Source organism: Micromonospora sp. NPDC050495 (genome assembly GCF_040655175.1).
Taxonomy (GTDB): Bacteria; Actinomycetota; Actinomycetes; order Mycobacteriales; family Micromonosporaceae; genus Micromonospora.
This window is the reverse complement of the sequence record NZ_JBFAJK010000011.1, coordinates 57,296-77,817: the sequence shown is the minus strand read 5'-3', so window position 1 is coordinate 77,817 and position 20,522 is coordinate 57,296. Positions and strand designations below refer to the sequence as shown.

The following is a 20,522-nucleotide window of genomic DNA, read 5'->3' as shown; positions in this document are numbered from 1 at the left end:
TGAGAGGCCGGCCACCAACCGGGGACGCCGACGCCGTGGTCACCGTAGCGTGGTCCACCGATGAGCTCACGCCCTGCGAGTGCGACGCCGCTCGCCCACCCCGCACCGCCCACCGCGCGATCGGCGCTGATCTGGACCGCGCTGATCCTCGTCTACCTGCTCTGGGGCTCCACCTACCTGGGCATCCGGGTGGCCGTGGAGTCGTTGCCGCCGCTCACCTCGGCGGCGGCCCGGTTCGCCGTCGCCGCCGCCGTGCTCGCGCTGGTGCTGCGGCTGCGGCGGGGCCCGGGCGCCCTCCGGGTGGACCGGCGGCAGCTCCGGTCCGCCGCCCTGATCGGGGTGCTCCTGCTCGCCGGGGGCAACGGGCTGGTCGTGCTCGCCGAGTCCGGCCCGGCCGGGAAGGCGGTGCCCTCCGGCATCGCCGCGCTGCTGGTGGCCACCGTGCCGCTGCTGGTCGTGCTGCTGCGTACGCTCGGCGGCGACCGTCCCCGGCTCTGGACGTTCGCCGGGGTGGGGCTCGGCTTCGTCGGGCTCGTCCTGCTGGTGCTGCCCAGCGGCGGATCCGGGGCCGTGCCGGTGGTCGGCGCGCTCACCGTGGTCGCCGCCTCCCTCTCCTGGTCGGTCGGCTCCTACCTCTCCGGCAAGATCCGGATGCCCGCCGACCCGTTCGTGGCCACCGTCTACGAGATGGTGGCCGGCGCGGTGGTGCTCGCCGCGATCGCCGTCGGCCGGGGCGAGCTGCGCGGCTTCTCCCCCGGTCAGGTGACCGGGCGCTCCTGGGCCGCGTTGGCGTACCTGATGGTGGCCGGCTCCCTGGTGGCCTTCACCGCGTACGTCTGGCTGCTGCACCACGCGCCCATCTCGCTGGTCGCCACCTACGCGTACGTGAACCCGGCGGTCGCGGTGGCGCTCGGCGCGCTGTTCGTCGCCGAGCCGATCACCGCGCAGGTGCTGCTCGGCGGGGCGGTGATCGTCGCCGGGGTGGCGGTGGTGGTGAGCACCGAGCGACCGCGCCGACCGGTCGACGGGGCAGCCGCCGAGCACTCGCGCCGGTAGCCTCCAGGCTCGTGTCCGCCGGGGCGGTGACGGGTGTCGCGCTGCTCGGCGCGCTGGCCGGCTGGCTCGCCGTCCCGCTCGCCGGCCGCTACCTGCCCCGCGCCGCCACCCCCGCTGCATCGCCCGTGCCGCCGCCATCGCCAGCACCCGTGCCGCCGTCACCATCACCCGTGCCGCCGTCACCATCACCCGTGCCGCCGTCACCATCACCCGTGCCGCCGTCACCATCACCCGTGCCGCCGTCGTCGGCCGCTGCGGTCCGGGCGGCGGTCCGGAGCGGAGGACCGGGGCGGACACCCCGACGGGTGACCCTGACCGTCGTCGGGGCGGTGGTGTTCGGCGGGCTCGCGGCCGCCCGGGGCGGGGATCCCGCGCTGCCGGCGTACCTGCTGGTCGGGGCGATCGGGCTGGTGCTCGCGCTGGTGGACCTGGCCTGCCTGCGCCTGCCCGATCCGCTCGTGGCGCTCGCCGCCGGGTGCGGTGCGCTCGGCCTGCTCGTCGCGGCGCTGGTCACCGGGGCCGCCGGCGGGTTGCTGGCCGCGCTGGCCGGCGCCGCGCTCTCCTTCGGCTGTTACGCGCTGCTGGCCGTGCTGCCCGGCTCCCGGCTCGGCTTCGGCGACGTGAAGCTCGCCGCCGCGCTCGGCCTGCCGCTCGGCTGGCTGGGCTGGTCGGCGCTGGGCCTCGGGCTGGTCCTGCCGCACCTGCTCAACGGCGTCGTCGTGCTCGCCCTGCTGGCCACCCGCCGGGTACGCCGGGACACCGCCCTGCCGTTCGGCCCGGCGATCCTCGCGGGTGCGTGGCTCGCGGTGCTGCTGGCCTGACCGGCCGGCAGGCGCGCGGTGGGGTGGCTGGCCGGCCGCCGACGCCGGCCATCCTGGCGAAGGCGATGCTCATGACGAATATGCCGCAGCGGCATAATCATGCCGCTGAGGCATATCGCTCTCGAGCAGTCGCCCGGCTCGCAGGCCGCCGCAAGGGCGGTGCAGGGCCGGCGCCCTGGCGCTCACCCAGCATTGGCCGCGGACCAGCGCGAGGCCCCCGACCGCCACCCTCAGATCAGCCGTAGCTGGCGGTCCCGGGGCCGGCGGGCCTCGGCCTCGCCGAACCGTTCGAACAGACCCGGGTCGATCACGTCCAGGAAGGGCGAGGGGCGGCAGTCCCGTTCGGTGCCGTGCCGGCTGCGGCGCGCCGCGTGGCTGACGTACAACCGGTCCTGGGCGCGGGTGAGCCCGACGAAGAAGAGCCGGCGCTCCTCGGCGACCGCGTCGTCGTCCTCCTCCTGGCCGGGCCAGCGCAGCGGGAGCAGGCCGTCCTCGGCGCCGACCAGGAAGACCACCGGGAACTCCAGGCCCTTGGCCGCGTGCAGGGTGAGCAGGGTGACCGCCTCGGCCCGCGGGTCGAGGGCGTCCACCTCGGCGCCGGTGGCGAGCTGGGAGAGGAACAGCCCCAGGTCGTCACCGCAGCGCCGGGCCAGCGGGGTGAGCAGGTCCACCGCCGTGCGGACGTCCTCGGGGCGCACCGCGCCGGAGCCGTCGAGGGTCGGCACGGCGAAGCGTTCCGCCAGCACCTGCCCGGCCAGCCGGACCCGGGCCGGCAGCGAACCGTCCAGCCCGGCGTGCCGCAGCTCGCGGGCGAGGGCCGGCACGCCCGGCCGGTCCCGGAGCCGGTCGTGCGACCGCTTCTGCACCGGGATGTTGGCCCGGGCCAGCGCGTCCACGATCGGTGCCGCCTGCGAGTCGGTGCGGTAGAGCACCGCGATGTCGGAGAACGACAGCGAGGTCGCCCGGCCGTCGATGCGTCCCGAGTCGAGCGAGCGGTGGGACAGGCCGCCGACCAGTTCGTCGATGGTGCGTACCACGAAATCGGCCTCGTCCGCGACGGAGGCCGCGGCGTAGCGACCGACCAGCGGCGCCTCCGGGTCCAGCCGGGCCGGGTCGAGCCGGCGGCCGCGCACCAGCGACGAGGGCGCGATGGCCTGTACGGCGGCGGCCAGGATCGGTGCCGAGGAGCGGTAGTTGCGGTTCAGCCGGACCAGCCGGGCGTCGGTGAAGTCCTGGGAGAAGCGCAGGAAATAGCCGACGTCGGCGCCCCGGAACGAGTAGATCGCCTGGTCCGGGTCGCCGATCGCGCAGAGGTTGCCGTCGGCGGGGCTGAGCAGCCGCAACAGCTCGTACTGGACCGCGTCGACGTCCTGGTACTCGTCGACGAAGATCCACTTCCAGCGGTCGCGGTACTCGCGGACCAGCTTCCGGTCCGCCTTCAGCAGCGCCACCGGCACGGTGAGCAGCTCGTCCAGGTCGACCAGGTCGCGCTTGCGCAGCAACGCGGTGTACCGCTCGTCGTCCTCGCCGGCCTCCGCGCGGGCGGCCGCCCGGTCGGCGTCGTCGGCGATCCGGAAGTCCGCCGGCAGGCCGGCGGCCGTGGCGTTCTCCCGCAGGATGGCCAGGCCCAGCGAGTGGAACGTGCCCACCGTGACGTCCTCGGCCACCGGGCCGAGCAGCCCGTCGAGGCGGTGCCGCAGCTCCTCGGCCGCCCGGCGGGTGAAGGTGATCGCCAGGCACTGCTCGGGGAAGACGTTCAGCTCGGCGCAGAGGTAGGCGATCCGGTGGGTCAGCGTCCGGGTCTTGCCGGTGCCCGGACCGGCCACGATGAGCAGCGGACCGCCCGGCGCGGACGCGGCCACCCGCTGCATCGCGTCGAGCCGGTCCAGCAGGCCGGTGCCGACCTCCTCCATACCGGCCAGCATCGGCTCGAACGGCTCGTGCGGCGAGGGCGCCGGCGCGATCGGGGGCGCCGGCGGCGGGGCCGGCTTGCGCTTCGGCTCCGCCTTGACCGCCGCCGCGCGCCGGGCCTTCGGCTTGGCCGCCGGCTCCGCGGGCTTCCGCTGCGCGGGCACGGGTACGTCGAAAAGGGTCTCCTGCCCACCCGACGCGCCGCCCCCGGCGCCGCCCAGCTCGGCCGGGTCGAAGAGGGTGATGACGCCGTACTCGCCGTCGTAGCCGGGGATCCGGCGCACGTCACCGCGGCGCAGCCGGCCGATGCCCTCGGCGAGCAGCTCGCCACCGACCCGGCCGATCTCGCTCAGCGGGGTGCTGGTCAGAATCTCCAGCTCCGGGCCGAGCGCGGCGACCAGCTCGTTGAGCCTGCCCTCGACCTTCTTCGAGCGGGCGCCCACCTTGTTGATCTCACCGAGGATCTCCGCCAGCGGCACCAGATGGGTCACCGCGCGGGCGTGCCCGGGTCGGTGCCCCGCGGGCCGGTCGGCCAACTCCTCGACCCGGCTGAGTACGCCCACCGTCAGCGGCCTGCCGCACTCCGGGCAGCGACCGCCGGCCTGCCGGGTCCGCTCCGGGGACCAGTTCACCCCGCAGAGCCGGTGCCCGTCGGCGTGGTACTTGCCCTCTTCCGGGAAGAACTCGACGGTGCCGGCCAGCCCGTCCCCGGTGCGCAGCGCCTCCCGGATGGCGAAGTAGTCGCGGGCCGAGTGGAACACGGTGGCCTCGCGGGCCAGCGCGGGCGGCGAGTGCGCGTCCGAGTTGGAGACCAGCTGGTAGCGGTCGAGGCTGCCGACCCGCCAGTTCATCTCCGGGTCGGAGGAGAGCCCGGTCTCCACCGCGAAGACGTGCTCGGCCAGGTCGGCGTAGCAGTCGGCGATGGCGTCGAAGCCGGACTTCGAGCCGAGCGCGGAGAACCAGGGCGTCCAGATGTGCGCCGGCACCAGGTAGCCGTCCGGGCTGGCCTCCAGAGTGATCTCCAGCAGGTCCCGGGAGTCGAGGCCGAGGATCGGGCGCCCGTCCGAGCCGAGGTTGCCGATCCGGCCCAGCGCGGCGTTGAACCGGGCCACCGCTTCCAGATCGGGCAGGTAGATCAGGTGGTGCACCTTGCGGGTCCGGTCGCCCCGCTTGTAGATCGTGGAGATCTCCACGCTCAGCATGAACCGGACCGGGTCCGCCTCCGCCCCGGCGGCCAGCCGCGGTGGCAGCCGGCGGGCGATGTCCCGCTCCGCCTCCGGGCTGAGCCGGTAGAGGCCAGGCTCGGCCGGGTGCAGCGTCTCGCGCAGGTGGTCGTACCAGGCGGGATGGGTGAAGTCACCGGTGCCGAGCACGCCGACGCCCTTGCGCCGGGCCCACCAACCGAGGTTCGGCAGGGTCAGGTCACGGCTGCACGCGCGCGAGTACTTCGAGTGGATGTGCAGATCCGCGACGAATGGCGGGAGGCCACCGGGGGGTGCGGCGCTGAACGGAGGCACGCCGCATCCTGTCACGCCCGGTCCCCCGCCCGCCCGTCGCCACGCGTACGGGTGACCTGAGCAATGCGGTGCTGGACTGCGTGGCCATCGCGCGCTATGGGGTGCGCAGCTCCACCAGGGTCACCTCGGGCGGGGCGCCGACCCGGACCGGCGGGCCCCAGAAGCCGGCGCCGTTGGTCACGTAGACCGTGGTGCCGTCCACCTCGCCGAGCCCGGAGACCACCGGCTGCTGCAACCCGACGAGCAGGTTGAACGGCGCCAACTGGCCGCCGTGGGTGTGCCCGGAGAGCTGCAGGTCCACGCCGAACTTCGCCGCCTCGTGCGCGGCCACCGGCTGGTGGGCGAGGAGCACCACGGGACGGCTCGGGTCGCGGTCGCCGAGGGCGGCGGCGTAGTCGGCCGGAGCGGCCAGGCCGGTGCCGGCCGCGGTCACGTCGTTCACCCCGGCCAGGTCGAGCACCCCGCCCCGGGCGCGGATCTCCTGCCGCTCGTTCTGCAGCACCCGCACGCCGAGCCGGTCCACCTCGCGGACCCACTCCTCGACGCCGGAGTAGTACTCGTGGTTGCCGGTGACGAAGAAGCTGCCGTACCGGGAGCGCAGGTCGCGCAGCGGCTCGGCGGCCTCGCCCAGCTCGGCCACCGAGCCGTCGACCAGGTCGCCGACCACCGCCACCAGGTCGGCGTCCAGGCGATTGATCATCGCGACGATCCGCTCGGTGTGCGCCCGGCCGCGCAGCGGACCGAGGTGGATGTCGGAGACCGTGGCGATCCGCAGGCCGTCCATGCCGCGCGGGAGCTTCGCCAGCGGGATCTGCACCCGGTCCAGGCGGGGCGGGCCCAGCGCGGTACGGACGCCGTACCCGGTGATCCCCGCGGCGGTGAGCCCGGCGAAGATGGCGGCCCCCCGGGCGAGCAGCAACCGGCGGGACGGGTCGTGGTCGGGGCCGGCCGGCGGTGTCGCGGCGTCCCCGGTCCCCGCCTCGGCCGGTCCGGCGGCCGTCCGGCTCGCGGCGCCGACCAGTACCGGCTCGGGTGCGGCCCGGCCGTCCCGGGCGGCGCGCTCGCGGCGGCGCAGCACCACCTTCGCCACCGCCATCGGCACTTCCAGCACCAGCAGCAGCACCAGCAGGTAGAACATCAGGGCCAGCCAGAGGTAGCCCGGCCAGGCCAGCCAGTACATACCGTTGCGGGTCCCCGCCATGGTGGCCGGCACCAGCAGCGCCAGCAGCAGCGCCACGATCCCGCCGGCCCGCCGGAGTCGCCCGGGCCGGGTGGTGTCCCGGACCAGCCGCTTCCACAGGTAGAGGTGGATCAGGGCGGTGACGAGCACAGCAAAGCCCAGGAACATCGCCATCGCCAACACGCAGGTCCTCCTCAGCCACCCGCGAACGGCGGCAGCACGTCGACCGTCACGCCGGCCGGCAGCGGGGCCTGACGGTCATGACAGGCCACGCCGTCGACCAGGAAGCTCGCCGCCTTCAGCACCACGGCGAGCCGGTCACCGTGCCGCGCGGACAGCTCGTCGAGAAGCTCGTCGAGGGAGCGTCCGGCGGCGGGGACGGTCTCCTCGACGCGGCCGGCGGCGGCGCGCGCCCCGGCGAAGTAGCGGACGGTCAGCTGCACCGGGTCAGCCTCCGATCGCCGACATCGGGCGGGCGGGTTGCAGGAAGGCCGGGTCGTCGATGCCGTGCCCGGCCCGCTTGCCCCACATCGCGGTACGCCAGCGGTCGGCCAGCTCGGCGTCGTCCGCCCCGGCGCGCAGCGCACCCCGTAGGTCGGACTCCTCGGTGGCGAAGAGGCAGGCGCGGACCTGGCCGTCGGCGGTCAACCGGGTGCGGTCGCAGTCGCCGCAGAACGGGCGGGTGACGCTGCCGATCACCCCGACCCGGGCCGGCCCGCCGTCGACCAGCCAGGTCTCGGCGGGAGCCGCCCCCCGCTCGGCCGGATCGGGCGTGAGGGTGAACGCCGCGTTCAGCGCCGCGAGGATCTCCTCGGCGGTGACCATCGTGGCGCGGTCCCAGCCGTGCTGGGCGTCCAGCGGCATCTGCTCGATGAACCGCAGCTGGTAGTCGTGCTCCAGGGCGAACCGGAGCAGGTCGGGTGCCTCGTCGTCGTTGAGCCCACGCATCAGCACCGTGTTGACCTTGACCGGGGTCAGCCCGGCCTCGGCCGCGCCCGCCAGCCCGGCCAGCACGTCGGCGTGCCGGTTCCGCCGGGTCAGCTCGGCGAACCGGGCCGGGTCGAGGGTGTCCAGCGAGACGTTCACCCGGTCCAGGCCGGCGGCGCGCAGGGCCGGCGCGAGCCGGTCCAGGCCGATGCCGTTGGTGGTCAGCGAGATCCGGGGCCGGGGCTCCAGCGCGGCCACGGCGGACACGATGCGGACCAGGCCGGGCCGGATCAGCGGCTCGCCACCGGTGAAGCGGACCTCGGTGATGCCGAGCCGCTGCACCGCCACCCGGATCAGCCGGATGATCTCGTCGTCGTCGAGCAGCTGCGGGCCGGCCAGCCAGGGCAGGCCCTCGGCCGGCATGCAGTAGGTGCAGCGCAGGTTGCACTTGTCGGTCAGCGAGACCCGGAGGTCCCGGGCGATCCGGCCGTACCGGTCGACGAGGACCCCGTCGGTTCTCGTCCGGGCGGTGGTCACCCGTCGACCGTAGCGCTTCGGACCCCGCTGAGCGCGAGGTGGGCGGCGTCGGCGACCGCATCCCGGTATGCCGTCCCGAAAAGTGAGCTGTGCACCAGCAGGAGGTGCAACTGGTGCAGCGGCATCCGGTCGCGCCAACCGTCGGCGAGCGGCCACTCCTCCTGATAGCCGGCCAGGATCCGGTCGAGGTGCGGTGGACCGCCGAAGAGGGCGAGCTGGGCCAGGTCGGTCTCCCGGTGGCCGCCGTGCGCCGCCGGGTCGACCAGCCAGACCCGGTCGTCCACGCCCCAGAGCACGTTGCCGGGCCAGAGGTCGCCGTGGATCCGGGCCGGTGGCTCGTCGCCGCCGAACGCGCCGATCCAGTCGATCACCTGCTCGACCAGGCCGGCCTCCTTGGTGCCGAGCGCACCGTCGTCGACCGACATCCGCAGGTACGGCAGGAGCCGGCGGCGGGCGAACCACGCCGACCACGGGCCCGGGTCCAGCGTGTTGTCCTGGGGCAGCGCGCCGATGAAGCCGGTCCAGTCGGCGCCGAACGCCGGCGCCCCGGCCCGGTGCAGGGCGGCCAACTCCCGGCCGAACCGCTCGGCGGCCTCGGGTGTCGGCTCGCCCGGCTCGATCCAGTCGAGCGCCAGCAGCTCCGGCAGCGCCACCACCACCTCCGGCACGGCGACGGCGCCCGCCTCGCGCAGCCAGCGCAGCCCGGCCGCCTCGGCGGCGAAGAAGCCCGCCGGCGCCGGCCGCCCCACCCGCTCCGGCCAGGTCTTGGCGAAGACCGAGTGCCCGTCGTCGAGGGTGAGCCGGGACGCGGCGCAGATGTCCCCGCCGGAGACCGGCGTCTCCCGGATCCGCTGATGGGTCAGGAAGGTCGGCAGGTGCTCCGGGTGTGCCCGCAGGTACGCCAGGTCCATGAGCGCAACGTAGTCCGTCGCACCGACAGTCGCGGCCCGTGCGCGCTTCCGGGCGGTATCCGTTCCGCGCTGACCTGCGCAGATACTCTCCGTATCTGTGGACAACCAGCGTGTCGTCCACAGGGCCTGTCGCGGCACGCCCCGGCCGCCGCACGCTCCCGGCATGACTTCCACCGACCGCCCCCGGCTCGCCGTCCGCTCCCCCGCCGACCTGATCGCCGCCGTGCCGTACCTGCTCGGCTTCCATCCCGCCGACAGCGTGGTCGTGGTGGCCCTGCGGGGGCGCCAGGTCGTCTTCGCCGCCCGGGGCGACCTGCCCGAGCCGGGCGCCGACCCCCGGCCGCCCGCCCGGCACCTGGCGCAGGTGATCGCGCGGCAGGGCACCGACTCCGCCACGGTGATCGGCTACGGGCCCGCCGACCGGGTGACCGGTGCGGTCGACGCAGTGGGCCAGGCCCTGGACGCGGCGGGGCTGACCGTCCTCGACGCGCTGCGGGTGACCGACGGACGCTGGTGGTCCTACCTCTGCACCGAGCCGTCCTGCTGCCCGCCCGACGGCACCCCCTACGACCCGGCCGCCAGCGAGGTGAGCGCGGCCGCCGTCTTCGCCGGTCAGGTCGCCCTGCCCGACCGGGCCGCGCTGACCGCCCAGGTGTCCGCGCTCGGCGGGCCGGTCCGGGTGGCCATGAGCCGGGCGACCGCCCAGGCCCGCCGCCGGCTGGCCACCCTGGCCGAGGAGGCGAGCGAGACCGCGCTCGTCGGCGGCCGATCCGTACGCTCCGCCGGGGTGGCCGCCGTGCGCGTGGCGTTCCGCCGGCACCGCCGGGGCGAGCGGCTGAGCGATGACGAGGTGGCCTGGTTGACCGTGCTCCTCACCCGGCTGGAGGTTCGCGACCACGCCTGGGAACGCACCGACGGGCGGGACACCGACATCAGTCTCTGGACCGAGGTGCTGCGCCGGGCCGAGCCGGAGCTGATCGCCGCTCCCGGCAGCCTGCTCGCCTTCGCGGCCTGGCGGGCTGGTTACGGCGCCCTGGCCGTGGTCGCCCTGGAGCGGGTGCTCACCGCCCACCCGGACTATTCGCTCGCGCTGCTCCTGGACGACATGCTCCGCCAGGGGCTGCCCCCGTCCCGGCTCGACGGCTGGCCGGAGGTCGCCTTTCCCGGCGTGGTCCGCCGCCGCGCCCGCCGCCGCGACGGTCGCCGCCGCCAGACCCGCCGGAGCGCCTGATGCCGCCGTCCCGTCGGAGGGGCCATGCCGCCGTCCCGCCACGGCCGCCGATGCCGCCGTCCCGCCGCAGCCGCCGTCGCATCGGCCGGCTGATGGCGCCGTCGGGGCGGGCCGGATCAGCCGGCGGGTTCGGTGACCCGGTGCGGGCCGGTGTAGACGTTCATCGTCCGGCCGCGCAGGAAGCCGACCAGGGTCATCCCGGCCTCCTCGGCCAGTTCGACCGCGAGGGTGCTGGGCGCGGAGACCGCGGCGAGCAGCGGCACCCCGGCCATCCAGGCCTTCTGGGTCAGCTCGAAGCTGGCCCGGCCGGAGACCATCAACAGGTGCCCGGTCAGCGGCAGCCGGTGCTCCCGCACCGCCCAGCCGACCACCTTGTCCACCGCGTTGTGCCGGCCGACGTCCTCGCGCAGCACCACCTGCTGGCCGTCGGCGGTGAACAGCCCGGCCGCGTGCAGCCCGCCGGTCCGGTCGAAGGCGCGCTGCGCGGCGCGCAGCCGGTCCGGCAGGGCGGCGAGCAGCTCGGCGGGTACGCCCAGCGGGTCGTCCTCGACCCGGAACGGCGAGCGGGTCCGGATCGCGTCGATGCTCGCCTTGCCGCACACCCCGCACGAGCTGGTGGTGTAGAAGTTGCGGGCCGGGTCGGTGGTGGGTTCCGGCACACCGGGAGCGAGCACCACGTCGACCACGTTGTAGGTGTTCGGGGTCTCCGCCCCGGCGCAGAGCTGAGCGGTGTGCACGTCCTCGGCGGAGCGGATGATCCCCTCGGTGAGCAGGAAACCGATGGCCAGGTCCAGGTCGTCACCGGGCGTCCGCATGGTCACCGCGAGCGGTTCGCGTCGGCCCGGGCCGAGCCGGCCGACGCGGATCTCCAGCGGTTCCTCCACCGCGAGGGTGTCCTGCCGGCGCACCCGGGCGCGCCCGTCGGCCGCCGCGTCGAGATCGATCCGGAGCACGCCGCGCCGGTCAGTCGCCCGTCCCATCCCGCCATCCTGCCCCGCCCGCCGAGCGGTCCGCACGACGACGGCCGGTCGACCGCCGCGGATGTCGGCGAGGGGGCCGGTGCTGGCTCGGCTGGGCGGGCCGGCGCTGGTTTCGGCAGGGGGGCCGGTGCTGGTTTCGACGGGGGAGGCCGGTGCTGGTTACGGTGACCCGGTGACGGCGTACGCGGCGATCGTGCTCTCCGGTGGCGCGGCCCGCCGGATGGGCGGGGTGGACAAGCCGGCGCGCCCGGTCGGTGGCCGGCCCATGCTGCACCGGGTGCTGGCCGCCGTGGCCGATGCCGCGCCCCGGATCGTGGTGGGCCCGGCCGACCTGGTCCCGGGCGGGGTGCGGGCGACCCGCGAACGGCCCGCCGGGGGTGGTCCGGTCGCCGCCACGGCCGCCGGCCTGGCGCTGCTCGACCCCGGCGTCGGCACGGTCGCCCTGCTCGCCGGCGACCTGCCGCTGCTCACCCCGGCGGCGGTGGCCGATCTGCTGGCCGCGCTGGACGGGTCGGCCGCGGACGGCGCCTGCTACGTCGACGACGACGGTCGCCGGCAGCAGCTCTGCGGGGTGTGGCGGGTGGCCGGGCTGCGGTCCGCCGTCGACCGGCTCGCCGGGGAGCGCGGCGGCACGGTCGACGGCGCCTCGGTGCGCGGCCTGCTCGCCGGCCTGGCCGTGCGGGAGGTGTCCTGGGCCGGTGCCGGGCCGCCGCCCTGGTTCGACTGCGACACTGACGAGGACGTACGCCGGGCCGAGGAGTGGACGCGATGACGGTGATGGACGAGTGGGTCACGGCGGCCTGCGCCGAGCTGGGACTCGACCCGGCCGAGGTGCCGGTGCCGGCCGTGCTCGACCTGGCCAAGGACGTGGCCCATCAGGTGCTCCGGCCGGGCGCGCCGGTCAGCGCGTACCTGTTGGGGCTGGCCGTGGGGCGGGGCGCGGAGCCGGCCGCGACGGCCGCCCGGCTGGCTGAGCTGGCCGCCTCCTGGCCGGTCGAGCTGGACGGCAGCAGCCCCGCCGGATAGCCGGTGCGGCGCGGCCCCCGGTCGGCTGTCCGATCCCGGTCGGGCGTGATTCGACCCCCGGCGGTCGTGGGTAGGGTGGCCCATGACGGACGGAGGCGATCATGACGGCAGACCACCCCTCGTCGGCCGATGAGCCCGCCGGCGCTACGCCGGAGCTGCACGAGTCGATCCTGCTGGACGAGCCGACCACGGCCGACCTCCGGGCGAAGGTGACCGAGGCCTGGCGGGAGTTCGCGCGCGCGCTCGCCGAGCGGCTGCGGCGGCTGCCCGAGGGCGCCCACCTGGAGCTGACCCTCGACCCGACCGCCTCCGGCACCGGCGACGCCGTCTACTCGATCAGCGTGGACGTCGGGGCGGAGGGCCGGTTGTCGGCGCGGGCGGTCGGCAACGCGACCCTCCCGCAGGGGTACCGGCTGGACCGGGCCGCCGTGGCGGACATGATCGCGCTGGGCTGGTCCCCGCCCGGGGTGCTCGAGGGCTCGGGTGAGCAGTTCGGGCTGGGCTGCGCGGTCGCCGAGGCGACCCGGCTGGCCGCGGTGCTGTCCCGGACCCTGCGCGACGTGTACGGCGCGCCGCACCCCGCCTTCCTGGTCTACCTGGTGCACGACGCCGAGGGGGAGGCGCTGCCGGTGGAGCCGCTGGGCACCGCGCGCAGCGAGTTCGGGCCGGATCGCGACGTGGAGGCCGACCTCGACGAGGCGCTGGCCGCCGCGGCAACCGCGCAGAGCGCCGAGAACGATGTGCTCGCCCTGGAGGAGCGGGTCCGGACGGTCGTCTCCACCATGCTCAAGTCGAAGTCCGACCAGTTGCAGGTCGACTCGGACGGCGACATCAACATCCGGGCCGGCTCGGCGATGGTCTTCGTCCGGGTCCGCGACAACCCGCCCCTGGTGGACGTCTTCTCCCCGGTGCTCACCGAGGTGGAGCCGACCGAGCGCCTCTACGTGAAGCTCTCCGAGCTGACCAACCGGATGCCGATCGGCCGCCTCTACTGCGCCGACGACACGGTCTGGGCCTCCATCCCGGTCTTCGGCCGCAACTTCCAGGCCACCCACCTGATGCTCGCCGTGCAGGTGATGACCGGCCTGGCCGACGAACTGGACGACCGGCTGCACGGCGAGTTCGGGGGCAAGCGGTTCTTCGGCGAGGGCGACAAGCCCGCCCGCACCGAGTCCGAGCACCGCACCGGCATGTACCTCTGACCATCCCCCTCGGTCGCGCCCGGCACGAACCCCCGGAGCGACCGGCCGGCCGGCACGAATCCGCGGATCGACCGGCCGAGCGGCACGAACCCCCGGAGGGACCGGCCGGGCGGCGGGTCAGCGGACGTCGAGGAGGGTCTTGCCGATGGTCGCCCGGGACTCCATGGCGGCGTGCGCCTCGGCGGCCCGCTCCAGCGGGAAGCGCTGCCCGATCAGCGGCCGGAGCCGTCCCGCCGCCCCCTCGGCGAGCGCCAGTTCGGTGAGGGCGCGCAGCTGCTCCGGCGGGGCGGCCGGGCGGACCAGGGTGACCCGGCGGCTGGCGGCCAACCCGTCCGGGATGTCCGCCCAGGCGCCGCCGGCCAGCCCGAAGCTGACCATCCGGCCACCGGCGTCGAGCAGGTCGAAGGCGGCCCGGGCGAGCGGGCCGCCGACCCCGTCGAAGACCACGTCGACACCGCCCGTGGCGGCGTGGACCCGGTCGGTCCAGTCGGGCTCCCGGTAGTCCACCGCCAGCTCGCAGCCGCGCTCGCGGAGCAGGGCGACCTTGCGCGGGCCGCCGGCGGCGGCGACCACCCGGGCCCCGGCCGCCGCCGCGAGCTGGGTCAGCAGGCTGCCCACCCCGCCGGCCGCCGCCTCGACCAGCACCCGGTCGCCGGGGCGCAGGCCGGCCGCGCCGGCCAGCAGCAGCGCGGTGCGGCCGTCGGCGAGGAGCGCGACGGCCCGGTCCAGCGGCAGGCCGTCCGGCACCGGTACGGGTGCCGCCTGGTCGACCACCACGCGCTCGGCGTACCCGCCGGTGCCGCCGGTGGAGCTGACCACCCGGTGCCCGACGCGGGCCGGGTCGACGTCCGGGCCGACCGCGGCGATCACCCCGCCCACCCCGTTGCCGGGGATCACCGGCAGGGCCGCGCGGAACGGCCCGAACCCGGTGGCCCGGAACATCGTCTCCACGAAGGTCAGGTTGGCGTGCGCCACCTCGATCAGGACCTGGCCCGGCCCGGCCACCGGATCCGGTGCCGGTCCGGGCACCAGCGTCTCCGGCCCGCCGAACTCCCGCAGCCACACCGCGCGCATGCCGTCTCCTCACCCACCCGGGTCCCGTGCCCGGGTCATCGGCACCCAGTGCACGACGTGAAGCGGGCTTCAGGTCAAGCCCGGGAGGGCCGGGACGCCGGGCCGCCGCCGAACCGGGGACGCCACGTCGCGGACAGCCCAGGCCCGGGGAGGCCACGCGGCGGGCAGCCCAAGCCCGGGAGGTCAAGGCGGCGGGCAGGCCGGGTCCGGGGAGGTCACGGGGTGGACGGGCCGACGCCGGGGGACTCGACGAGCCGGGACAGGACGATCGTGCTGCGGGAGGAGGTGACGAAGGACTCCGCCCGCAGCCGTTCCAACGCCTCCTCCAGGTGGGCGATGTCGGCCGCGCGCAGGTGCACCAGCGCGTCCGCCTCCCCGGAGACGGTGTACGCGCCGACCACCTCCGGGTGCCGGCGGGCGGCGGCGCCGATCTGGGCCGGAGTGGTGCGGCCGGCGCAGAACAGCTCGACGAACGCCTCGGTGGTCCAGCCGACCGCGGCCGGGTCGACGACCGCGGTGAAGCCCCGGATCACGCCGGCGGATCGGAGTCGGTCGACGCGTCGCTTGACGGCGGGGGCGGAGAGTGACACCCGGGCGCCGATGTCCGCGTACGAGGCGCGGGCGTCTGCGACGAGGAGCGCAATGATTCGCTGGTCAACGGCGTCTATCTGCAACGTTCCGCCTCTGGGAAGCAATGGTTGTGGCTGTTACCAAAGTTGTACCGTACCTACTCTTGGTGACCGTGAACCAGCAGCGAGTCCCGCGAAAGCGGACATATCTCATGTGCTCGCCGGAGCACTTCGCGGTCGAGTACGCGATCAACCCGTGGATGGACGTGACCGCGCCGGTCGACGCGGAGCTGGCGGTCAAGCAGTGGGACCGCCTGCGGGAGACGCTCGTCGGCCTCGGGCACGAGGTGCACCTGCTCACCCCCGAGCGCGGGCTGCCGGACATGGTCTTCGCGGCCAACGGCGCGTTCGTGGTGGACGGCATCGTGTACGGGGCGCAGTTCAAGCACGAGCAGCGGACCGCCGAGGCCGCCGCGCACCGGGCGTTCTACGAGGAGAACGGCTGGCGGTTCATCGCGCCGAGCGAGACCAACGAGGGCGAGGGCGACTTCGCGTACCTGCCGGAGGCGCACGGCGGGCTGGTGCTGGCCGGCCACGGCTTCCGCACCGAGCTGGCCGCGCACGCCGAGGCGCAGGAGGCGCTCGCCCGGCCGGTGGTCTCGCTGCGCCTGGTCGACCCGCGCTTCTACCACCTGGACGTGGCGCTCGCCTCGATCGACGACGAGAACATCGCCTACTACCCGGGCGCCTTCTCGGCGGCCAGCCAGAAGGTGCTCGCCCAGCTCTTCCCGGACGCGGTGCTCGCCGACGACGAGGACGTGCTGGCGTTCGGCCTGAACCTGGTCAGCGACGGCCTGAACGTGGTGCTGAACAGCGACGCCACCCGGCTGGCCGGCAAGCTGAAGGCGGCCGGTTACCACCCGGTCCCGGTCGAGCTGGCCGAGCTGAAGAAGGGCGGCGGCAGCGTGAAGTGCTGCATCGCCGAGCTGCGCCACTGACCGGCGCGCCCCCACCGCACGCTGACGGGCGGCCTCCCCACCGGGGGAGGCCGCCCGTTTCGTCGGTACGGCGGCGGGTCAGCCGAGCGTGGCCAGCTCGTTGATCACCACGTTCGACAGCATCCGGCCGTCGAGCTGGACCTTGCGCAGGTACCACTTCTGCTGGGGGGTACGCGGCTGGTTGAACTGCCAGGTCCCGCGCGGGCTGTCGATCTGGCCGATCTTGCCGAGCGCCAGGTTGAGCTGCTGCGGGGTGGGGTCCGCACCGGCCTGCCGGATCGCCTTGTCCAGCACCTGGGCGGCGTCGTAGGAGGCCATCGCGTAGGTGGTCGGGGAGGCGTTGAACGTCTTCCGGTACGCCGAGGCGAACACCCGGTTGGCCGTGTTGTTCAGGTCCGGCGAGTAGTTCAGCGTGGTTTCGATGCCGTACTCGATGATCCGCTTCCGCTGCTTGCCGCCGTCGCCGTCGTCCAGCTCGCTCAGCACGGTGCCCTCGGTGAGGAAGCCGGGGGCGTAGAGCGGCCCTTCGTAGCCCTCGTCGTAGAGCTGCTTGATGAACTGCACCGCCGCGGTGCCGGCGTAGTTGCACAGGATCGCGTCGGGCCGCTGGGCCAGCGCCCGCTGGATCGCGCCGGCGTACGCGTTCTTGCCCGGGTTCGGGTCGTCCGGGGTGAAGATCGGGTCGTTGGCGAGCTGGCGGCCCTTCTCGTACCCCTTCTTGAAGCCGGCGATGACGTCGTCGCTGCTCAGACCCTCCGGCGCGATGATCGCGATGCGGGTCGACGCGTCCTTGAACTGCTCCCGCAGGTACTGCCCGAGCGCCCGGCCGGGCTCGTCGAGCACGTACGAGGTCCGCCAGATGTAGACGACGCTCGCGAGGCTGGCCGGGGAGGCGTTGGAGCTGATCAGGGGGACCCGCGCCTGCTCGACGGTGTCCCGGATGCCGGCGAGCACGGTGGAGCTGGCCACCCCGGTGAGGGCGAGCACGCCGTCCTTGACGAGCCGGTCCACGGCGGCCTTGCCGCTCTTGCCGTCGTTGCCCTCCTCGGCCGTGACGACGGTCACCGGGTGGCCGCCGAGTCGCTGGTCGTGGAGGTTCAGGAAGAGCTGGAAGCCGTGCACGAGGTCGTCGCCGATGGCCTTGTTCGGCCCGGAGCTCGGCACGATCAGGCCGATCTTGATGGGGCTCCCGGGTGCGACCGCGCCCTCGTCGTCGGTGTCGGAGCCACAGCCGGCCACCAGTCCGGTCGTACCCAGTGCGGCCAACAGTTGTAGGGCCCGCCTGCGGTTCATCTGCGACACCAGTTTCCTTCCCGAGCGGGGCCGCCAGGGTGTGGGCCCCTCCGGCGTTCTACCTGGTCCGCGACGCTGCGTCAATGGCGGGAAGATCATCGTGAAGCGACCGCAACGCCTCCAGGACGACCGGCCACGCCGGATCACCCGGCGCGATCAGCCCGAAGTGTTCGCATTTGGGCAGCTCAACCAGGGTGGCGGGGGCGCCGGCGGCGTGGGCTGCGGCGACCCACGAGCGGCTGATCGCCACCGGCACCTGCTGGTCGAGGGTGCCGTGCATCACTACTGTGCGTACTCGGACGGGCACCAATGCCGATGGATCGGCGGCCGCGTAGCGCTCCGGGACCTCCGCCGGGCCGCCGCCGAGCAGCGCCGCCACCGCGCCGTCATCCAGGTCCAGCCGGTACGCCTCGGCGAGGTCGGCCACCGGCGCGAGGGCGAGCACCCCGCCCACCGTGGCCGGCGCGGTCGCCGCCGCGTAGAGCGCGAGGTGGCCACCCGCGGAGTGGCCCACCAGGATCGGCGGCACCGGTGCCACCCGGCCGGGCAGCGCGCCGGCCGCCAACCCGGGCAGCGCGGCCACCCCGGCCAGCACGTCCTGGAGCGTGTGCGGCCAGCCACCGCCGGGCTGGCCGGTGCGCCGGTACTCGAGTTGGGCGACCGGGTGGCCGAGGGCGGCCAGCGCGTCGGCCATCGGGCCGGTGTGGGTCCGGTCGTACTCGGCCCGCCAGAAGCCGCCGTGCACCACGACGACCAGCGGCCGGGCCGGGCCGTCGCCGGCCGGCCGGCGCAGGTCCGCGACCTGTTCCGGGTGGTCGCCGTAGCGGACCGTGGCGTCCGGCGGCGGGGCCGGCCGGGTCAGCACGTCGCGCGGGTCTGCGGGCATGACCGCGACGGTAGCGCGCCCCGGGCGGGTGGTTCGGGCCCGGGAGCCGGTCCGGGCGCGTGCGTCTGGTGAGGGTGGGTAAAGATGGGTGCCATGACCGAAGCAGGTTCCGTCGGACCGGACGACGAGCAGGACCAGGATGGCCTCCCCGGCACCGTGGTGGTGGTCGGGCCGGACGGCCGGCCGGTCGGCACGATGCAGACCGAGGAGGGCCAGGGCGAGGACCCGACCCGCCTGGTCGAGCAGCCGGCCAAGGTGATGCGGATCGGCAGCATGATCAAGCAGCTGCTGGAGGAGGTCAAGGCCGCTCCGCTCGACGACGCCAGCCGGCACCGGATGCGTGAGATCCACGAACGGTCGATCGTGGAGCTGAAGGAGGGTCTGGCCCCCGAGCTCCGCGAGGAGCTGGAACGGATCTCGCTGCCCTTCACCGAGGACAAGGCGCCCAGCGAGAGCGAGCTGCGGATCGCCCACGCCCAGCTGGTGGGGTGGCTGGAAGGGCTGTTCCACGGCATCCAGGCCGCGCTGGTCGCCCAGCAGATGGCCGCCCGGGTGCAGCTGGAGCAGATGCGCTCCGGCCGGGCCGCGCTCCCCAGCGGGCCCGGTGGGGTGATGCCGGGCATCCCCGGCATGGCGCCGAACAGCGAGGGCCACACCCCCGGCCAGTACCTCTGATCCGTCCGGGCGCGTCGCCGCCGGCTCGCCGGCCGGGACGCGCCCGGGCCGTCAGGCCACCCCGAAAACCTGCTCCAGGTACGCCGCCACGCCGTCGGCGTCGTTCGGGCCGGTGACCTCGTCGGCGATCTCCAGCACGGCCGGGTGGGCGTTGGCCACCGCGACCGCCCGGCCGGCCCAGGTCAGCATCGGCAGGTCGTTCGGCATGTCCCCGAAGGCCAGCACGTCCCGCTCGCCGATGCCGAGCCGGGCGGCGTACCAGGCCAGGCCCGCCGCCTTGGTCACCCCGGCCGCGGAGATCTCCACCAGCCCGCTGTACGACGAGTGGGTGGCCTCGGCCAGCCCTTCCAGCGCCGCCGCCACCACCTGGACGAACGCGTCCGGGTCCTGTTCGCCGGCCCGGGCCAGCAGCTTCACCGCCGGGGCCGAGTGCAGCTCGTCGGGGGACTCGATGGCCCGGATGGCCTCCAGGTCGGCGTCCCAGCGCAGCGGGTAGTGCGCCTCGTGCCGCATCTGCCGGCTGTCCACGATCTCCACCGCGAAGCTCACCCCGGGCACCTCGGCGCGCAGCCGGCGGGCCACCTCGGCCAGCAGGTCGGGCGCGAGCGGGTCGGCACGCAGCACCTCGTCGGTGACCGGGTCGTACACCACCGCGCCGTTGGCGCAGACCGCGGGCAGCGGCGCCGCCAGCTGCTCGTACACCAGGGGCAGCCAGCGGATCGGGCGGCCGGTGACCAGCACCACGGGGGTGCCCGCCGCGGTGATCCGGGCCAGCGCCGCCGCGGTACGCGGGCTGAGCGTGCGGTCGTCGCGGAGCAGGGTGCCGTCGATGTCGGTGGCGACCAGCCGGGGTGGATCTCCCATCACCGGGAGAGTAGCCGGTCCAGGTAGACCGCCACACCGTCGTCGTCGTTGCGCAGGGTGATCTCGTCGGCCGCGGTCCGGACCGCCGGGTGGGCGTTGGCCACCGCGACCCGCGCCCAACCGGCCCAGCCGAACATCGGCAGGTCGTTGGGTTGGTCCCCGAACACCAGCACCTCCGCCGGGTCGACGCCGAGCCGTTCGGCGACCACGCTCAGCCCGGTCGACTTGTCCACCCCGGGCGGGGAGATCTCGATGAAACCGAGCCCGGCCTGGGTGAGCGCGGCCAGCTCCGGCGGGACGATCTGCCGGGCCACCGCCAGCAACTCGTCCACGTGGTGGTCGGCGGTCCGGGCGAACGCCTTGATCACGTCGCAGGAGAGGCAGTCCTGGCGGCTGCGCGCCTCGAACCGGTCCTGGTACGGCCAGCTCGGGTGGTAGTCGCCCCAGAGCGGCGCGTCCGGCTCGTCGGACGCCTCCACCATCACGGTCAGCGGGCCGACCGCGGCCTCCAGGTCGGCGAGCAGCCGGGCCAGCACCTGCCCGGCGAGGCGTTCGTCCCGCAGCACCAGCGGCCCGTCCGGGTCGCTCTGGTCGACCACCCGGCCCCCGCCGGCCATCACCAGGAAGTCGGCGGCCCGGATGTCGTTGCGGGTCAGCTCGGTCAGGCGGGGACCGCGGCCGGTCGCGCCGACCACCGGGATGCCGGCGGCCCGCACCCGGTCCAGCACCTCATGGGTGTACGCGGAAACCGTGTCGTCGCTGCGGACGAGCGTGCCGTCGAGGTCGGTGGCGATCAGTTTGGGCAGCCCGGGGCGGGTCATGGCTCCTCCTTCGCCCGCCGCCGTCGCGTCGGCCGCCTGGTCC

20 protein-coding genes are annotated in these 20,522 nt (G+C 74.9%); 8 read left to right on the top strand and 12 right to left on the bottom strand.

The genetic code is table 11. The features are described from left to right. Positions 1–60: 60 nt before the first annotated feature. The gene (locus AB0I11_RS14300) at positions 61–1,056 is read left to right on the top strand and encodes an EamA family transporter (RefSeq protein ID WP_357318994.1); all 996 of its coding nucleotides are present in this window, start codon (positions 61–63) and stop codon (positions 1,054–1,056) included. A gap of 305 nt (positions 1,057–1,361) precedes the next feature. Beyond that, complete coding sequence (locus tag AB0I11_RS14295; protein ID WP_357318991.1) at positions 1,362–1,877, top strand: A24 family peptidase; 516 nt, start codon at positions 1,362–1,364, stop codon at positions 1,875–1,877. Positions 1,878–2,107: 230 nt separating this feature from the next. On the opposite strand, the gene AB0I11_RS14290 is transcribed toward AB0I11_RS14295, so the two are convergent. The 5 genes from AB0I11_RS14290 to AB0I11_RS14270 all read right to left on the bottom strand — a co-directional run bounded on the left by AB0I11_RS14290 (position 2,108) and on the right by AB0I11_RS14270 (position 8,860). Further along, positions 2,108–5,305, bottom strand: a complete 3,198-nt coding sequence (locus tag AB0I11_RS14290; protein WP_357318988.1) for a UvrD-helicase domain-containing protein — start codon at positions 5,303–5,305, stop codon at positions 2,108–2,110. A 94-nt stretch (positions 5,306–5,399) separates the two neighbouring features. Further along, positions 5,400–6,659, bottom strand: coding sequence for a metallophosphoesterase (locus tag AB0I11_RS14285; protein ID WP_357319204.1), 1,260 nt, complete (start codon positions 6,657–6,659; stop codon positions 5,400–5,402). A gap of 20 nt (positions 6,660–6,679) precedes the next feature. Further along, complete coding sequence (locus AB0I11_RS14280) at positions 6,680–6,928, bottom strand: MoaD/ThiS family protein (protein WP_357318986.1); 249 nt, start codon at positions 6,926–6,928, stop codon at positions 6,680–6,682. A 4-nt stretch (positions 6,929–6,932) separates the two neighbouring features. Then, positions 6,933–7,949, bottom strand: coding sequence for a GTP 3',8-cyclase MoaA (gene moaA, locus AB0I11_RS14275; RefSeq protein ID WP_357318983.1), 1,017 nt, complete (start codon positions 7,947–7,949; stop codon positions 6,933–6,935). Continuing rightward, positions 7,946–8,860 (bottom strand): fructosamine kinase family protein, encoded by a 915-nt coding sequence (locus tag AB0I11_RS14270; protein WP_357318980.1) that lies wholly within the window; start codon positions 8,858–8,860, stop codon positions 7,946–7,948. Before AB0I11_RS14270 ends, moaA begins: the two co-directional genes overlap by 4 nt. Before the next feature lie 163 nt (positions 8,861–9,023). Between AB0I11_RS14270 and AB0I11_RS14265 the strand changes: the two genes are divergently transcribed. Continuing rightward, complete coding sequence (locus AB0I11_RS14265; RefSeq protein WP_357318977.1) at positions 9,024–10,091, top strand: DUF4192 domain-containing protein; 1,068 nt, start codon at positions 9,024–9,026, stop codon at positions 10,089–10,091. A 116-nt stretch (positions 10,092–10,207) separates the two neighbouring features. Here AB0I11_RS14265 and fdhD read toward each other — a convergent pair whose 3' ends face one another. Beyond that, the gene (fdhD, locus tag AB0I11_RS14260; protein WP_357318974.1) at positions 10,208–11,071 is read right to left on the bottom strand and encodes a formate dehydrogenase accessory sulfurtransferase FdhD; all 864 of its coding nucleotides are present in this window, start codon (positions 11,069–11,071) and stop codon (positions 10,208–10,210) included. Positions 11,072–11,243: 172 nt separating this feature from the next. Here fdhD and AB0I11_RS14255 point away from each other — a divergent pair, with 172 nt between their 5' ends. The 3 genes from AB0I11_RS14255 (at position 11,244) to AB0I11_RS14245 (ending at position 13,299) form a co-directional block, all read left to right on the top strand. Further along, on the top strand, positions 11,244–11,843 hold the full coding sequence (locus AB0I11_RS14255) for an NTP transferase domain-containing protein (RefSeq protein WP_357318971.1): 600 nt from the start codon (positions 11,244–11,246) through the stop codon (positions 11,841–11,843). Continuing rightward, positions 11,840–12,097, top strand: a complete 258-nt coding sequence (locus tag AB0I11_RS14250; RefSeq protein WP_357318968.1) for a DUF6457 domain-containing protein — start codon at positions 11,840–11,842, stop codon at positions 12,095–12,097. The genes AB0I11_RS14255 and AB0I11_RS14250 overlap by 4 nt, the downstream gene beginning before the upstream one ends. A gap of 101 nt (positions 12,098–12,198) precedes the next feature. After that, entirely contained in the window at positions 12,199–13,299 is a 1,101-nt protein-coding gene (locus tag AB0I11_RS14245) for a hypothetical protein (protein ID WP_357318965.1), read from the top strand. Positions 13,300–13,416: 117 nt separating this feature from the next. Here AB0I11_RS14245 and AB0I11_RS14240 read toward each other — a convergent pair whose 3' ends face one another. Both AB0I11_RS14240 and AB0I11_RS14235 read right to left on the bottom strand, forming a co-directional pair. Continuing rightward, complete coding sequence (locus AB0I11_RS14240; RefSeq protein WP_357318962.1) at positions 13,417–14,373, bottom strand: zinc-binding dehydrogenase; 957 nt, start codon at positions 14,371–14,373, stop codon at positions 13,417–13,419. Between the two features lie 215 nt (positions 14,374–14,588). Beyond that, on the bottom strand, positions 14,589–15,047 hold the full coding sequence (locus tag AB0I11_RS14235; protein ID WP_357318959.1) for an Lrp/AsnC family transcriptional regulator: 459 nt from the start codon (positions 15,045–15,047) through the stop codon (positions 14,589–14,591). Between the two features lie 59 nt (positions 15,048–15,106). Between AB0I11_RS14235 and ddaH the strand changes: the two genes are divergently transcribed. Next, the gene (gene ddaH, locus AB0I11_RS14230) at positions 15,107–15,940 is read left to right on the top strand and encodes a dimethylargininase (RefSeq protein ID WP_357318956.1); all 834 of its coding nucleotides are present in this window, start codon (positions 15,107–15,109) and stop codon (positions 15,938–15,940) included. Positions 15,941–16,018: 78 nt separating this feature from the next. On the opposite strand, the gene AB0I11_RS14225 is transcribed toward ddaH, so the two are convergent. Both AB0I11_RS14225 and AB0I11_RS14220 read right to left on the bottom strand, forming a co-directional pair. Further along, a complete protein-coding gene (locus AB0I11_RS14225; protein WP_357318953.1) occupies positions 16,019–17,242 on the bottom strand; it encodes an ABC transporter substrate-binding protein in 1,224 nt (407 codons plus the stop codon). A gap of 49 nt (positions 17,243–17,291) precedes the next feature. Beyond that, entirely contained in the window at positions 17,292–18,119 is an 828-nt protein-coding gene (locus AB0I11_RS14220) for an alpha/beta hydrolase (RefSeq protein ID WP_357318950.1), read from the bottom strand. An 84-nt stretch (positions 18,120–18,203) separates the two neighbouring features. On the opposite strand from AB0I11_RS14220, the gene AB0I11_RS14215 reads away from it, so the two are divergent. After that, complete coding sequence (locus tag AB0I11_RS14215) at positions 18,204–18,794, top strand: bacterial proteasome activator family protein (protein ID WP_357318948.1); 591 nt, start codon at positions 18,204–18,206, stop codon at positions 18,792–18,794. Between the two features lie 51 nt (positions 18,795–18,845). Here the strand turns inward: AB0I11_RS14215 and AB0I11_RS14210 are convergent, their stop codons facing one another. Both AB0I11_RS14210 and AB0I11_RS14205 read right to left on the bottom strand, forming a co-directional pair. Beyond that, positions 18,846–19,658 (bottom strand): HAD family hydrolase, encoded by an 813-nt coding sequence (locus tag AB0I11_RS14210; RefSeq protein WP_357318945.1) that lies wholly within the window; start codon positions 19,656–19,658, stop codon positions 18,846–18,848. Then, positions 19,658–20,479: an HAD family hydrolase gene (locus AB0I11_RS14205; protein ID WP_357318942.1), complete on the bottom strand. Its 822-nt coding sequence runs from the start codon at positions 20,477–20,479 to the stop codon at positions 19,658–19,660. Before AB0I11_RS14205 ends, AB0I11_RS14210 begins: the two co-directional genes overlap by 1 nt. Between the last annotated feature and the right edge of the window lie 43 nt (positions 20,480–20,522).

What these genes read in the sequence shown, in the direction of transcription:
- AB0I11_RS14300 (WP_357318994.1), top strand. Translation starts at nt 61, where the DNA reads ATGAGCTCACGCCCTGCGAGTGCGACGCCGCTCGCCCACCCCGCACCG.
- AB0I11_RS14285 (WP_357319204.1), bottom strand. Translation starts at nt 6,659, where the DNA reads ATGGCGATGTTCCTGGGCTTTGCTGTGCTCGTCACCGCCCTGATCCAC.
- AB0I11_RS14270 (WP_357318980.1), bottom strand. Translation starts at nt 8,860, where the DNA reads ATGGACCTGGCGTACCTGCGGGCACACCCGGAGCACCTGCCGACCTTC.
- AB0I11_RS14265 (WP_357318977.1), top strand. Translation starts at nt 9,024, where the DNA reads ATGACTTCCACCGACCGCCCCCGGCTCGCCGTCCGCTCCCCCGCCGAC.
- fdhD (WP_357318974.1), bottom strand. Translation starts at nt 11,071, where the DNA reads ATGGGACGGGCGACTGACCGGCGCGGCGTGCTCCGGATCGATCTCGAC.
- AB0I11_RS14250 (WP_357318968.1), top strand. Translation starts at nt 11,840, where the DNA reads ATGACGGTGATGGACGAGTGGGTCACGGCGGCCTGCGCCGAGCTGGGA.
- AB0I11_RS14245 (WP_357318965.1), top strand. Translation starts at nt 12,199, where the DNA reads ATGACGGCAGACCACCCCTCGTCGGCCGATGAGCCCGCCGGCGCTACG.
- AB0I11_RS14240 (WP_357318962.1), bottom strand. Translation starts at nt 14,373, where the DNA reads ATGCGCGCGGTGTGGCTGCGGGAGTTCGGCGGGCCGGAGACGCTGGTG.
- AB0I11_RS14220 (WP_357318950.1), bottom strand. Translation starts at nt 18,119, where the DNA reads ATGCCCGCAGACCCGCGCGACGTGCTGACCCGGCCGGCCCCGCCGCCG.
- AB0I11_RS14215 (WP_357318948.1), top strand. Translation starts at nt 18,204, where the DNA reads ATGGGTGCCATGACCGAAGCAGGTTCCGTCGGACCGGACGACGAGCAG.
- AB0I11_RS14210 (WP_357318945.1), bottom strand. Translation starts at nt 19,658, where the DNA reads ATGGGAGATCCACCCCGGCTGGTCGCCACCGACATCGACGGCACCCTG.
- AB0I11_RS14205 (WP_357318942.1), bottom strand. Translation starts at nt 20,479, where the DNA reads ATGACCCGCCCCGGGCTGCCCAAACTGATCGCCACCGACCTCGACGGC.